The 12,869-nt window shown below is 61.4% G+C and carries 13 protein-coding genes and 2 pseudogenes; 4 read left to right on the top strand and 11 right to left on the bottom strand.

Going from position 1 to position 12,869, the window contains the following annotated elements; translation table 11 throughout:
* Positions 1–95 precede the first annotated feature (95 nt).
* Positions 96–1,370 (bottom strand): phosphopyruvate hydratase, encoded by a 1,275-nt coding sequence (eno, locus tag NKH22_RS02865; RefSeq protein WP_023691276.1) that lies wholly within the window; start codon positions 1,368–1,370, stop codon positions 96–98.
* Between the two features lie 534 nt (positions 1,371–1,904).
* Between eno and NKH22_RS02860 the strand changes: the two genes are divergently transcribed.
* Both NKH22_RS02860 and NKH22_RS02855 read left to right on the top strand, forming a co-directional pair.
* Positions 1,905–3,053 carry a glycoside hydrolase family 19 protein gene (locus NKH22_RS02860; RefSeq protein WP_023691275.1) on the top strand — a complete coding sequence of 383 codons (1,149 nt, stop codon included), beginning with the start codon at positions 1,905–1,907 and terminating at the stop codon, positions 3,051–3,053.
* 109 nt (positions 3,054–3,162) lie between these two features.
* A complete protein-coding gene (locus NKH22_RS02855; protein ID WP_023755211.1) occupies positions 3,163–3,285 on the top strand; it encodes a hypothetical protein in 123 nt (40 codons plus the stop codon).
* Positions 3,286–3,362: 77 nt separating this feature from the next.
* Here NKH22_RS02855 and NKH22_RS02850 read toward each other — a convergent pair whose 3' ends face one another.
* The 6 genes from NKH22_RS02850 to NKH22_RS02825 all read right to left on the bottom strand — a co-directional run bounded on the left by NKH22_RS02850 (position 3,363) and on the right by NKH22_RS02825 (position 6,453).
* Complete coding sequence (locus NKH22_RS02850) at positions 3,363–3,728, bottom strand: PRC-barrel domain-containing protein (protein WP_023668909.1); 366 nt, start codon at positions 3,726–3,728, stop codon at positions 3,363–3,365.
* Between the two features lie 83 nt (positions 3,729–3,811).
* Positions 3,812–4,015 carry a dodecin family protein gene (locus NKH22_RS02845; RefSeq protein WP_023668908.1) on the bottom strand — a complete coding sequence of 68 codons (204 nt, stop codon included), beginning with the start codon at positions 4,013–4,015 and terminating at the stop codon, positions 3,812–3,814.
* 95 nt (positions 4,016–4,110) lie between these two features.
* Entirely contained in the window at positions 4,111–4,989 is an 879-nt protein-coding gene (kdsA, locus tag NKH22_RS02840; protein WP_352908907.1) for a 3-deoxy-8-phosphooctulonate synthase, read from the bottom strand.
* Positions 4,986–5,858, bottom strand: a complete 873-nt coding sequence (locus NKH22_RS02835; RefSeq protein WP_352908906.1) for a VOC family protein — start codon at positions 5,856–5,858, stop codon at positions 4,986–4,988. Before NKH22_RS02835 ends, kdsA begins: the two co-directional genes overlap by 4 nt.
* Before the next feature lie 55 nt (positions 5,859–5,913).
* Positions 5,914–6,204, bottom strand: a complete 291-nt coding sequence (locus tag NKH22_RS02830; protein WP_023696086.1) for a Dabb family protein — start codon at positions 6,202–6,204, stop codon at positions 5,914–5,916.
* 114 nt (positions 6,205–6,318) lie between these two features.
* Complete coding sequence (locus NKH22_RS02825) at positions 6,319–6,453, bottom strand: hypothetical protein (protein WP_023688440.1); 135 nt, start codon at positions 6,451–6,453, stop codon at positions 6,319–6,321.
* 259 nt (positions 6,454–6,712) lie between these two features.
* Between NKH22_RS02825 and NKH22_RS02820 the strand changes: the two genes are divergently transcribed.
* A complete protein-coding gene (locus tag NKH22_RS02820) occupies positions 6,713–7,963 on the top strand; it encodes an SAM-dependent methyltransferase (RefSeq protein ID WP_023668904.1) in 1,251 nt (416 codons plus the stop codon).
* 60 nt (positions 7,964–8,023) lie between these two features.
* Here the strand turns inward: NKH22_RS02820 and NKH22_RS02815 are convergent, their stop codons facing one another.
* Together NKH22_RS02815 and NKH22_RS02810 are read right to left on the bottom strand one after the other, a co-directional pair.
* Positions 8,024–10,003 carry a bifunctional 2',3'-cyclic-nucleotide 2'-phosphodiesterase/3'-nucleotidase gene (locus NKH22_RS02815; protein ID WP_352908904.1) on the bottom strand — a complete coding sequence of 660 codons (1,980 nt, stop codon included), beginning with the start codon at positions 10,001–10,003 and terminating at the stop codon, positions 8,024–8,026.
* 141 nt (positions 10,004–10,144) lie between these two features.
* A pseudogene (locus tag NKH22_RS02810) lies at positions 10,145–11,408 on the bottom strand (NAD(P)/FAD-dependent oxidoreductase).
* A 181-nt stretch (positions 11,409–11,589) separates the two neighbouring features.
* Here NKH22_RS02810 and NKH22_RS02805 point away from each other — a divergent pair.
* Positions 11,590–12,255, top strand: coding sequence for a 5-formyltetrahydrofolate cyclo-ligase (locus NKH22_RS02805; RefSeq protein ID WP_023668901.1), 666 nt, complete (start codon positions 11,590–11,592; stop codon positions 12,253–12,255).
* Between the two features lie 55 nt (positions 12,256–12,310).
* Here NKH22_RS02805 and NKH22_RS02800 read toward each other — a convergent pair whose 3' ends face one another.
* Positions 12,311–12,574, bottom strand: coding sequence for a hypothetical protein (locus tag NKH22_RS02800; protein ID WP_155923997.1), 264 nt, complete (start codon positions 12,572–12,574; stop codon positions 12,311–12,313).
* 60 nt (positions 12,575–12,634) lie between these two features.
* Positions 12,635–12,817: pseudogene (locus tag NKH22_RS02795) on the bottom strand (Lrp/AsnC ligand binding domain-containing protein); the annotation flags it as partial.
* Between the last annotated feature and the right edge of the window lie 52 nt (positions 12,818–12,869).

The raw sequence follows: 12,869 nt of genomic DNA, 5'->3' as shown, positions 1-12,869 counted from the left end.
ATGGACGGTTACGGACAGGTGCATTAGCCAGCGGCCGCAACGAAAAAGGGCGGGAAAATCCCGCCCTTCCATCGTTTTCGCCAGTTCGGCAGAATTTAGGCTTTGACCACCGACTTGCCAGCGTAGCGCGCCTGCTTGCCGAGCTCTTCCTCGATGCGGATCAGCTGGTTGTACTTGGCCATGCGATCCGAGCGCGACAGCGAACCGGTCTTGATCTGCCCGCAATTGGTGGCGACGGCGAGGTCGGCGATGGTCGAATCCTCGGTTTCGCCCGAACGGTGCGACATGACGGCTGTGTAGCCTGCCTTGTGCGCGGTCTCGACAGCGTCGAGCGTTTCGGTGAGCGAGCCGATCTGGTTGACCTTGACCAGGATCGAATTGGCGACACCCATGCGGATGCCGTCGCGCAGCCGCGCCGTGTTGGTGACGAAGAGGTCGTCGCCAACCAGCTGCGTCTTGTTGCCGATCAAATCGGTCAGGTACTTCCAACCCTCCCAGTCGTCCTCGGCCAGGCCGTCCTCGATCGAGATGATCGGATAGTCGGCGGCGAGCTTGGCCAGGTACTTGGCCTGCGCCTTGGGATCGCGGGTCTTCTTCTCGCCCTCATAGACGTAATTGCCGTCCTTGAAGAATTCGGTCGCCGCACAGTCGAGACCGAGCGCGATCTCTTCGCCCGGCTTGAAGCCGGCCTTCTCGATTGATTCCATGATGAAATCGAGCGCCACCGGCGCACTCTTCAGATTGGGCGCGAAGCCGCCTTCGTCCCCGACATTGGTGTTGTGGCCGGCATCCTTGAGCTTCTTGCGCAGCGTGTGGAAGATTTCCGAGCCCCAGCGCACCCCTTCGCGCAGCGTCGGCGCGCCGACCGGCAGGATCATGAATTCCTGGAAATCGATCGGATTGTCGGCATGCGCGCCGCCGTTGATGATGTTCATCATGGGCACCGGCAGCAAATGCGCCTTGGTGCCGCCGACATAGCGGTAGAGTGGCAGGCCGGCGGCTTCCGCTGCTGCCTTGGCGACCGCCAGCGAAACGCCGAGAATGGCGTTGGCGCCGAGCCGGCTCTTGTTGGGCGTGCCGTCGAGCTCGATCATGGTCTGGTCGATGTGGATCTGGTTCTCGGCTTCCATGCCGCCGATCGCCTCGAACAGCTCGCCATTGACGGCCTCGACCGCCTTGAGCACGCCCTTGCCGAGATAGCGGGCGCCACCGTCGCGCAGTTCGACGACCTCATGCGCGCCGGTCGACGCGCCCGACGGCACGGCGGCGCGGCCCATTGAGCCGTCTTCGAGAACGACGTCGACCTCGACGGTCGGATTTCCACGGCTGTCCAGGATTTCACGCCCGACAATGTCGATGATGGCGGTCATTGCGATGTCCCCGATTGATCGATTGAAAGCGTCGCGCCCCTCTTAGCCAAAGTGCCGCAAAAGGCAATCAGGAATGGCATGAAATAATGGTGACGATCGCCCCATGCGCTCAGGCCGTGGGGCATGGGCGACACCATCTGCACGCAAACAACCCCGACCTGACCTCATATGTCTAGGCCCATGGGGCGGATGCCCCTCCCCTTTTATCGCGGCAATGCCTTATCACGAAATACCAGGCGGCACGCAAACTCCAGCCGATGATTCAAAAGAGGCTACCGCCAACGTGACAAACTTCACAATGCAGAGAATTCGAAGATGTTAGGGTCACATCTACAACGCGAACTATTTGGCGACCACAGCGAAGTCAACAAACTTGAACTCTTTGGGGAGGTGGCAATGGCAGCGATTTCAGGTACTGGCTGGGAACTTCTTATTAGCCGCAAAGTCGAGCATATGAGGGGCACCAGACGCAGGACAGTTGGTACCTATAAAGTCTTCCACAACGGCACGGCAGCAACGGGTCTATCGGGGTTCGTGTGTGAATCTCGCGGCCCAGGCGACAATTCCAAAGAAGACAATGGCAGGCGCATCGAGCCCGGCACCTATCCGCTGGCGACACAGGCCGGAGGCAAATATGTGACGATCGGCTACACTGGCGCCAAGACGCCACCCAAACCTGGACTCGAACTGCTGAAGACCAACAAGCGCACCGAAATCCTGATCCATCCGGGCGTCAATTTCCTGTCCAGCGTCGGATGCATCAACCCGACGAAGAAGGTGAGCGGTCCGCTTTCCGACATGGATTTCACGGAGAGCCGGACACGCGTAATCGCCCTCATCGACGATCTGAAAACCTTTGCCGGCGGTGGCTTCCCGAAAAGCAACGGCAAGCGAATTCCCAATGCTTCGGTGGTCGTCGAAGGCGAACCGGTGCTGTCGACCGAGAGTGTCGAGAGCGTGCTCGAAGCCGTTGCGGGCGATCCGAACAAGGGTTTGCCGGCAGCGGTCTTCCAGAAATTCGCGCCGAGACCGGCAAGCGGTTCCAAGCGAACAATCTATGACGGTTACATCGGCGCCTTTACCTCCGACAAAGGCCTCAAGACACTTGGCGATCATGGCGTGTGCAAGAACTATGATCGGCTGATGCATTTCTTCGCTCAAGCGGCGATGGAAACCGGTGGCTTCACCCTCATTCGCGAATCCCTGACCTACACGACCGTGGCGGCAATCCGGAACGCATGGAGGTCGCGAGCCGCGGGCAAGACCGATCAGTGGATCGAGGACAACCTGCTGCGCAAGCCGCAAGCCCTGGGCGACTGGGCCTATGGCGGCCGCATGGGCAATGTGAAAGGAACGTTGGACGGCTTCAATTTCCGCGGCGGCGGCACGTTCCAGACCACCGGGCGCGACGCGTACACGGCCAAGGGCAAGCTCGCCAAGGTCGACCTCGCCAATCATCCTGAACTGATCGAGGATCCGCAGATTTCGCTGCTCGCAGCTTGCGCCGAATGGAAAGGGTCAGGCTGCAATGCCTTTGCCGATGCCGGCCTGATTAAAAAGATCTCGCGCGCGATCAACGTCGGCAACGCCAATTCCACCACGCCGGCCAATGGCGAAGCGGATCGGATCGCCTGGCATGAAAAGGTTTTCAAGGCGGTGAAGAATGCCGGACTCCTCAGCTGAGCATGCCTCGGATCACGTTCGACAACACCACGTCATCATAATTCAGAGATAACAATCTCTGTGTCGACTAGGATGGTGATGCGCGGGGCGAAACAGGAGGAGTTTCGCCATGTCCGAGTTGAGCGGTATCGTGAGTTTGTTCCTGATCGCGGCGGCGTTCCTGACGTCCTGCGATACGCGGCAGCCGCCAAGGGCGGCGACGCAGCTGTCCACGCTTTACGCAGCAGAATAGAAACTGTCGGGTTACACTGAAAAGGCCCCCGTTTCGGAATTCGGGGGCCTTTTCACGTCAGGCGTCAGCGCAGCTGATCAATGCCAATACGGCGTGACCTTGTAGTAATCATAGGAAGCGTCACGTGCGGCCTCGCCATCGGCGCCGGCCAGTTCATTGATCGAATAGGCCGGTGCTGCCTTCAGCTGCTCCTTCGAGAACGGCACGACATAGCCGCCCTTGTCCTCGTCATAGTCGAGGCTCGCCCACGGAATGGCGTGGTACTTCTCGCCAATGCCGAGAAAGCCACCGAACCCGATCACCGCGAACATGATGCCGTTCGACGTCTTGTCGAGCATGATGTCCTCGATGCTGCCGATGCTCGTGCCTTCGGTGTTGTAGACCGACGTGCCGATGACGCGCGAAGCGGCGATGGCTTCGGTGTGGCCTGTCTGGGTGGTCATGGCTGATGCTCCTCATGTCGTTGATCGATACTTTGACAATGAGGTGCGCGGGCGAAAGTTCCCGTTTTTCGAGCGGCGGGCGGTTACTCCGCGAGGATGAACGTCACCTTCATGTTGACGCGATAGGCCGCGATCCTGCCGTCCTCGACGACGATCTTCTGGTCCTGGATCCAGGCGCCTTCGACGTTCTTCAGGGTCTTTGAGGCGCGCTCAATCCCCTTCTCTATGGCGTCCTGAAAGCTCTTTTTCGACGACGACGTGATTTCGGTGACGCGGGCGACGGACATGGCTTCCTCCTGCCAAGACGCTCATTTGCAGGAGCGAGCCTACAGCCGGCTTATGCCTTCCACAAGCAGGGCAGCGCGCGCCATAGCCGAAACCATCAGCCTCGGTTCAGGTCAGCAGCATTCTTGGCGATGCGGTCGAATGCCATCAGTCTTTCGAGCAGCGCCGGCATGTCCTTCAGCGGCAGCATGTTGGGCCCGTCGGAGGAGGTCGAATTGTCGGGATCCTGGTGGGTCTCTATGAACACGCCGGCGACGCCGACGGCAACGGCAGCCCGCGCCAGCGTCTCGACAAAGCGGCGCTCACCACCGGAGGAACCGCCCTGCCCGCCCGGCTGCTGCACCGAATGGGTGGCGTCGAAAATCACCGGCGCGCCGATCTCGGCCATCACAGGCAAAGCCCGCATGTCCGACACCAGCGTGTTGTAGCCGAAAGACGCGCCGCGCTCGGTGGTCAGCACATTGAGGTTGCCCGAACCGGTGATCTTGGCCACCACGTTCTTCATGTCCCAGGGCGCCAGGAACTGCCCCTTCTTGACGTTGATCACCTTGCCGGTCTTGGCGGCGGCGACCAGCATGTCGGTCTGGCGCGACAGGAAGGCCGGAATCTGCAGCACATCGACATGGTGTGCGACGATCGCGCACTGCTCCTCGGTGTGGACATCGGTCAGAATGGGAAGTGAAAACGCCTTGCGCAACTCGTCGAAGACCGGAAGCGCCGCGTCCATGCCGGCGCCGCGCGTTGCCGACAGTGAGGTGCGGTTGGCCTTGTCGTAGCTGGTCTTGTAGACGAGGCCGATGCCGAGCTTGCCGGTCAGTTCCTTCAGCGCGCCGGCCATGTCGAAAGCGTGCTGGCGCGATTCGAACTGGCACGGGCCGGCGATCAACGCCAAGGGCCCGCTGTTGTCGAAGACGACGTTGCCGACGGTTACCGACGAATTCGGCGCTATCGAATTAGGCCCTTGCGGCTTGCTCATGGGGTCTCCCGGAAGATGAAAGCCGCGCCCTGTCCGGATGCCGGCTGCACGACGATTTCGTTGCCCGCTATATCGTGCCCGACGGCGTTGTCTGCAAGCAGCCTCGCGACAGCGCCGACACTGCGGACTGAAAAGACAATCGCAGCGAAGCGAACTCTTGTCGGCGCACCGGCCAGAATGTCGAAGCGCGCGGTGAAAGCCGCAGGATCCAGAACGGTCAGACGCGCATTCGGCAGGTCGAAGACCGCGCTGCTCTGCTGCTCCGAGCCAACCACTGTCGAGATCAGGCTGATCTGTGTGGAAGGCACATCGCTGACCGCAACGACTTCGGCAATGCCGGTCACGCCATTGGCATGAGCCTGCAGCGCCGAACGGTCGATTTGAGGGGCGTTGATCCGCTCGCAAGCGAACAGAAAGGCGTCCATCGTCTCGGCGCCGGCGGCGAAAGCCAGTTTGAACGAGGCCATGTCGCTCTTTCCGGCCGTGTCGGTGAAGGCGCGGGAAAAGCTCAGCACGTCTCCCGCCGACAGACCGGCCGAGACAAAGCGCGCATGATCCGCATCGGCATCGTCGGTGGCCAGCACCACGGCGGAAAAGCCCTCATCGCCCAGCCTGGCGCGATAGAGCCGGTCGCGCGCGACAAAGACATTGCCGCCGGCGATCGCACTCGCTGCCAGCTGTTCGTTCCCAACCGCCAGCGGTTCGAGATAGGTGCCGTCGGCAAGGAAGACGCAGCAATTTTCGGTGCCGAAGGGATGAATGCCGGTTGGCGCGACGATGAAGCCAAGCGATGTCAGCCGCGCCCGCGCCACGGCGAGGCTCGCCGTCGGCAGCACCAGATGGTCAAGCGGATGGGTCGTGCTGGTCATGCCGGCGCGGTGTGCATCATTCCCGAAATTGGTTCAAGGCCTCTTGCCGGCCCGATCAGGCCGTCGCCACGATATCGGCCGAATAGCGCAATTCGCGCAAGGGTTTGACCCGGCTGGTCGTCTCGGCATAGAGCGGGTGCGCCTTGTATGCGGCAAGCGCGGCATCATCCTCGAACTCGGCATAGACGACCACGTCGATCGCATCCGACAGCGGATCGACCTTGGTGTTGAGCGTCACCTCGAAGAGGCTTGAATGCGGGATCTTGCCCAGTGTGAGCAAGCCTGTGCGCACGGCCTCGACATCGTCCTTGCGCCGCGCGCTGAAGAAAACGATATGCCGGATCACGCCTGCCTCCACGTTCGATTTGCAGCAAGTTTTGTTTGAGCGGGACCGTCGCGTCAACCGCCACGATGTCGCGCCCGGCAATGCCGGCAGGCGACTTTGCAGAGGTGCAAAAAGCTAGGCTTTGCCGGTGACGTAGCGCACGACGCGCGACATCTCCCTGACCGTCGTGTCGAGATAGCGGCCCTGATTGTAGAGGCCGTCCCAGATCAGGAAAAAGGCGATGGCGACGATGACGATGACATAACGCATGGCTGAAACTAACGTATGTGGCTGTTCGTAACCATAGCGATTTCGCCGAGGGCCGCGCTCTCCCACGGATTCTGGCCTCAGGCCGGCAAGCTGGGCCAGCGCCGCACGAAGCTTGCCTCTTGAAGTTTCGGCCAATGCCATGGAAGATTGTGGCGAAAATTCACGCAGGCTACGGCGTTCGCGCCTGGCGAATGAAAGTGGAGGATGTGGAGGCCGGCAGATCTTGCGCCGCCCCCGCGGAAGTCCAGGGGGGTGTGAGATGGCTGTCAGGGAATACAAAGGCATCGGCGACGCCATCAGGCTGGACGAACTCAATTTCGCCGAGATCGTCAAGGGCCTGCCGGCCAAGGCGCGCATGGTGCTGTCGGCGGCGATGAAATTGCCGCGCGGTTCGCTGAAGGTGAGGATGCCGGATGGCCGGGCGGTGCTTGTCGGCGGCAACGGACCCGGGCCGGATGCCGAGCTGGTGTTGAAGAACTGGCGCCTGCCCGGCCGTGCCTTTTCCGGCGGCACCATCGGCGTTGCCGAATCCTACATGGACGGCGACTGGGAAAGCCCTGATGTAACCAGCTTCCTCGAACTGTTCGTCGTCAACTCGGCCGTTGGGGAACGCATTGCCGGCGGCGCCAACTGGCTCATCAACACGGTCCAGCGCATCCGCCACTGGTTCAACGAAAACACCCGCACCGGCTCGAAGCGCAACATCTCGGCGCATTACGATCTCGGCAACGCCTTCTACAAGCAATGGCTCGATCCCAGCATGACCTATTCGTCGGCGCTCTATGCGACCGGCGCCAACGACCTGGAAAGCGCTCAGGCCGCCAAATACCGCGCGCTGGCCAAGGATACCGGCATCGGCAAGAAGGACCATGTGCTCGAGATCGGCTGCGGCTGGGGCGGTTTTGCCGAATTTGCCGCGCGCGAGATCGGCTGCCGCGTCACCGGCCTGACCATCAGCCGCGAACAGCACGATTTCGCCAAGGCGCGCATCCAGAAGGCGGGACTGTCTGACAAGGTCGACATCAAGCTGCAGGATTACCGAGACGAAACGGGCACTTACGACCGCATCGCCTCGATCGAGATGTTCGAGGCGGTCGGCGAAAAATATTGGCCGGTATTTTTCGGCAAGATGAAGGCGTGCTTGAGGCCCGGCGGCACCGCCGGCCTGCAGATCATCACCATCAACGAGGCCGCCTACGACACCTATCGGGCGAGGCCGGATTTCATCCAGCGCTATGTCTTCCCAGGCGGCATGCTGCCGACGCCGTCGATCCTGAAGACGCTGGGCAGCGACCATGGCCTTGCCCATCTGCGCGAGCGCGTCTTTCCGGACGACTATGCCCGCACGCTTGCCGAATGGCGCAACCGCTTCTGGGCGTCGTGGGAAAAGATCGTCCCGCTCGGCTTCGACGACCGCTTCAAGAAGCTTTGGGAATTTTATCTCCACTATTGCGAAGCCGGCTTTAGAGCCAGCTACATCGACGTGCGCCAAGTGGTCTACAAAGCCTGATCCGAAGCGTGATTGAGCGGGCGTATGCCCGCTCGTTTTCCCTGTTAGCTGCACGTTGCCTCAAAGCAGGATGCGATACTTCGCAAACCCGGATTCGCCCTCGCCGGCCGGCTCGATCTTGAGCGATTTCACTCCCGATATAAAATCCTTCGCTTTGGGGCCGGTCTCGAACACGACGCTGGTGCCGGGCAGCGGCGTGAACGACCAATTGTCGTCGGCCGAGGGATTGATCGTGCCTTCGCTGACGACGTAGCGCACGATCACGTCGCGGTTGGTGTCCGGCGCCTCGTAGATGATCTTCGAGGCATTGATGTCGGGGAAATTGCCGCCACCGCCGGCGCGGTAATTGTTGGTGGCGACGACGAATTTCGCTGCCGGATCAATAGGCTTGCCGTCGAAGCTGAGGCCGACGATGCGGTTCGAGCCGGCATTGGCGACGCCACCCTTGGCATCGTATTTCGGCAGCTGCGACAGGTCTATTCCGTAGCTGACGCCATCGATCACATCGAAATTGTAGGACGGGAATTCGGTGTCGATGAGCGCCTGGTCGGCCTTGCCCGGCTCGATCTTCCTGAAAATGCCGGCCGACATTTCCAGCCATTCCTTCACTTGCGCGCCGGTGATTTCGACGGCGCGCACCGTGTTCGGATAGAGATAGAGGTCGGCGACGTTCTTGATGGCGATGTCGCCCACCGGCACGTCGGTATAGTAGTCGGCGCCGTTGCGCCCGCCGGCCTTGAAGGGTGCTGCCGCCGACAGCAGCGGCACATCCTTCCACTGCGTGCTCTTCAATATGTCCTTGAGGTACCAGCTCTGCGCCTGGTTGACGATCTGCACCGACGGATCGTCGGCGACCAGCGCGAAATAGGAATAGAGCGGCGCCGAGGTCTTGCCGACCGGTCGGCGGACATAGGCAAGTGTCGCCTCATGGTCCGCCTTCAGCGCATCGACGACGCGCTGGTCGTCCGCCACCGTCGGCTTGTTTGCCTTGTCGACGCGCTGGTAGATCGGCCTTGCCTCCGATGTGGCCGAGGCTACGCGCCATTTCGATCCGTCCCGTTCCAGAAGCAGATCGATCAGTCCCATATGCGAGCCCCAGAAACCGCCCATCACGGCGGGCTTGCCCTGCAGCGTGCCTTTCTCGGTGTCGACGCCTTCGAGCGCCCGAAAATCCTTCTTGCCGGGGAAGACGAGATGCTGATGGCCGGTGAACACCGCATCGATGCCTTCGACGCCGGCGACGAAGAAGGAGGCGTTCTCCATGCCGTCGCCCTGCTTGATATCGATGCCGGAATGCGAGAGCGCGATGACGATGTCGGCGCCCTCCTCCTTGATCTGCGGCACCCATGCCCTGGCCGCCTCGACGATGTCGCGCGTCCTGACATTGCCTTCCAGGTTCTTCAGGTCCCAGACCATGATCTGCGGCGGCACAAAGCCGATGATGCCGATCTTGATCGGCTGCTCGGCGCCCGACCCGTCCTTGATCTTCTTGTCGAGGATGACATAGGGCTTGAGGTAGAGCTTGTCGTCGCGCGGTTTGGCGGCAAGCTCGGTGCCGCGGATCAGATTGGCGCAGACGAAGGGGAAATTGGCTCCGGCCAGCACCTTGTCGAGGAACGACAGGCCGTAATTGAACTCGTGATTGCCGAGCGTCGAGCATTCATAGCCCAGCAGGTTCATGCCCTTCATGATCGGATGCAGATCGCCTTCCTTGAGGCCCTTCTCATAGGCGATGTAATCGCCCATCGGATTGCCCTGCAAAAGATCGCCATTGTCGATCAGCATCGCATTGGTGGCTTCCTTGCGCACCGCCGCGATCAGTGAGGCCGTCCGTGACAGGCCCATCGTGTCGTTGGCTTTGTCGGCGTAGTAGTCGTAAGGCAGCACATTCACATGAATGTCGGTGGTCTCCATGATCCTCAGATGCGCCTGATTGGCCTGCGCGCGGGCGGAAAACGGATGGAGCATGATCAGCGCCCCGCTGGCGGCCGTACCGGCAAGAAAACTACGGCGGGAGACGGGGTAATTGAGATGCGGCATTGGTTTTCCTTCCCAGCGACGTGACAAGATCCCAGCCCCGGGCGGAAGCTTCGCGCCGAAAACCGGCCATGTCCATCGGGAAGTCAGTCGATCAGCAAAAGGTGACGGCTGGATGAATATCCTTGGCCGCGGTTGAGAACCTCAGCCCTTGTCATCGTCGCCCTGGGTGATCAGCCGCGCGCTGCGCTGGCCGGTGAAATAGATCCATAGCCAGCTAAGCGACACCGAGAGCCGGTTGCGGAAACCGATCAGGAAGTAGATATGCGCCACGCCCCACAGCCACCAGGCAAGCCATCCCGTGAGCTTGATCGAGCCGAAATCGATCGCGGCTGCCCACTTGCCGATCGTCGCCAGGTCGCCGGCATGTTTGTAGCGGAAAGGCCGCGGCGCGCCATCGCCGGCCAGCCGCGCCCTGATCGTCGCGGCGACATGCTTGCCCTCCTGCTTGGCCGAGGGCGCCACGCCGGGCACCGGTTTGCCGTCCGGCCGCAAGACATGCGCGGTGTCGCCGATGACGAAGATTTCAGGACTGTTCGGCACGGTCAGATCGGGCTCGACCATTACCCTGCCCGCCCGGTCCACCGGCGCGCCCAGCCACTCTCCCGCGGGTGAAGCCGCCACGCCGGCGGCCCACAGGATGGTTCGCGCCGGCAGATGCGTATCGCCAAAGACGACGCCTTCGGCATCGAGGCGCGTGACGGCGCGGCCAAGCTCGACCGTGACGCCCCGCCGCTCCAGCGCCTTGCGCGCATAGTCGGACAGCTTTGGCGCGAAATTGGCTAGGATCCTGTCTCCGGCCTCGACCAGCACCACACGCGCCTCACGCGTGTCGATGTTGCGGAATTCGCCGCGCAGCGTTTCATGCGCGAGTTCGACAATGGTGCCGGCAAGCTCCACGCCGGTCGGGCCGCCGCCGACGATGACCAGTGTCAGCAGTGCCTGGCGCTTGGCCGGATCGGTCGCGCTCGGCCTGCTCGAAGGCGAGCAGGATGCGCCGCCGAATGGTGGTTGCGTCTTCAAGCGTCTTCAGCCCGGGCGCGAAAGGCTCCCATTCGTCGTGGCCGAAATAAGCATGACGCGCGCCGGTGGCGAGCACCAGCGTGTCGTAGGGAACAGAACTGCCGTCCTCAAGCAGCACGCGTTTGCCTGGACGGTCGACGCCGGTGACGTTGCCGAGCAGGGTCGTCACGTCCTCGCGCTTGCGCAGCAGATGACGGATCGGCCAGGCAACTTCCGAGGTCGCCAGCGAGGTGGTCGCCACCTGGTAAAGCAGCGGCTGGAAAAGGTGATGGTTGCGCTTGTCGATCATGGTGATGCGCACGGGTGCGCCGGCCAGCGCCCGGGTGAGTTCGAGACCGCCGAACCCTGCGCCGACGACAACGACATGATGGCTGGTTTCACTCATCGCATTCACCCCTGTTTGTCTCTCTTTATCTAGTGATTTTTGTGCACCGCAACAATGTCGCGGCGCGCTAGACTGCCGCGCGTAAGGCTGCCCAGGACTCGTCGCCGGATGTCGCGAATGCCTATGTCGGCAAGCCTGGACGGGTATAGCCTTGCAGGGGCTGGAACCACGGGAGTGAAGCATGGCCAACGACGATGACAAAGATCGCAAAGGGCGGGCGCAATATTCTTCGCCGCCTTGCTTCATGCACGAACTCGATCCGGAATTTCGCGCGCCATTGACCGACTGGACCGATGTGCGCCGTTGGCGCAAGGCCGAGCGCGAGCGTCTGATCGCGGCACGGTTGGCGGTTTCCGCCGATGCGCGGGTGGCGATGTCGCGGGCTATCGCCGAAGGGCTCGACGCGACCATCGGCGACATTGCCGGCCGCATGGTCAGCCTCTATTGGCCGTTTCGCGGCGAGCCGGACCTGCGGCCGTGGATGGCGTCGATCAACGAACGCGGCGGCCGCACGGCGCTGCCCATCGTGATCGAGAAGGGCCAGCCGCTGATCTTCCGCGCTTATGTGCCTGGCGACCGGCTGGAAAAAGGCGTCTGGAACATCCCTATCCCCGCCGAAGGCGACCCGGTGCTGCCCGACATCGTCATCTCGCCGATCGTCGGCATCGACCCGCGAAACTACCGCCTGGGCTATGGCGGCGGCTTCTTCGACCGCACGCTGGCTGCCATGCCGTTCAAGCCATTGGTCATCGGCGTCGGCTACGAACTGCAGCGCATCCCCACCATCTACCCGCAGCCGCACGACATCCCGATGGACCAACTGGTGACCGAGGTATTAAAAGCCTAGCGTGATGAGATTCAGAGACCCTCCGTGTGATCGCACATATTCATAAATATCACGCTTAGAAAAGATCGCCGTTGGTGTCATTCCCAGGCAACTGAGGAATATCCGCCTTACCGGCATCTTTATACTCGGCCAACAAACGAATGCGGCGATACACACTGAACAGAATTTTCAGCAAGACAAGCGGATCTCCGGTGCGCGCGTGTAGCGCACCTGCAGACGGAAGCTCAATCAATCGGGCCATGTCATTGGCATTGTCGGCGATTATCTTCACCTCTTCAGCGGCTTTTCTAGTATCCACTTTATTTGATTTTACGCACAATTCCGTGCACTCCGCTACTCAGTTCCTAAGCCTCTCCGCTTCTTCTCCATCGCCGCGCGATCAACAATCGCGCAAGGCAAAGGACGAACTGATCTTCATCACGTGCGGCATAACAGACAGCCACTTCTTGTGGATGCGTTGATAGCCCACGAGGTGCTTCGCCGCGATGCGCAGGACGTAGTCGTATTCACCCGACATCAGGTGGCAGGACAGCACATTTGGGCAGCACTTTATCGCCGCATCGAGGCCGGTTGACCGCCGTGTAGCAACACAAATGTTACGTGACAAAAATCCG

The organism is Mesorhizobium sp. M1252 (genome assembly GCF_040318265.1).
Taxonomy (GTDB): domain Bacteria; phylum Pseudomonadota; class Alphaproteobacteria; order Rhizobiales; family Rhizobiaceae; genus Mesorhizobium.
This window is presented reverse-complemented; position numbering and strand designations above follow the sequence as displayed.

Excerpts from the sequence above, each read along its gene's own strand:
- eno (WP_023691276.1), bottom strand. The coding sequence starts at position 1,370 with ATGACCGCCATCATCGACATTGTCGGGCGTGAAATCCTGGACAGCCGT.
- NKH22_RS02855 (WP_023755211.1), top strand. The coding sequence starts at position 3,163 with ATGTCCGAGTTGAGCGGTATCGTGAGTTTGTTCCTGATCGCGGCGGCG.
- NKH22_RS02850 (WP_023668909.1), bottom strand. The coding sequence starts at position 3,728 with ATGACCACCCAGACAGGCCACACCGAAGCCATCGCCGCTTCGCGCGTC.
- NKH22_RS02845 (WP_023668908.1), bottom strand. The coding sequence starts at position 4,015 with ATGTCCGTCGCCCGCGTCACCGAAATCACGTCGTCGTCGAAAAAGAGC.
- kdsA (WP_352908907.1), bottom strand. The coding sequence starts at position 4,989 with ATGAGCAAGCCGCAAGGGCCTAATTCGATAGCGCCGAATTCGTCGGTA.
- NKH22_RS02835 (WP_352908906.1), bottom strand. The coding sequence starts at position 5,858 with ATGACCAGCACGACCCATCCGCTTGACCATCTGGTGCTGCCGACGGCG.
- NKH22_RS02825 (WP_023688440.1), bottom strand. The coding sequence starts at position 6,453 with ATGCGTTATGTCATCGTCATCGTCGCCATCGCCTTTTTCCTGATCTGG.
- NKH22_RS02820 (WP_023668904.1), top strand. The coding sequence starts at position 6,713 with ATGGCTGTCAGGGAATACAAAGGCATCGGCGACGCCATCAGGCTGGAC.
- NKH22_RS02815 (WP_352908904.1), bottom strand. The coding sequence starts at position 10,003 with ATGCCGCATCTCAATTACCCCGTCTCCCGCCGTAGTTTTCTTGCCGGT.
- NKH22_RS02805 (WP_023668901.1), top strand. The coding sequence starts at position 11,590 with ATGGCCAACGACGATGACAAAGATCGCAAAGGGCGGGCGCAATATTCT.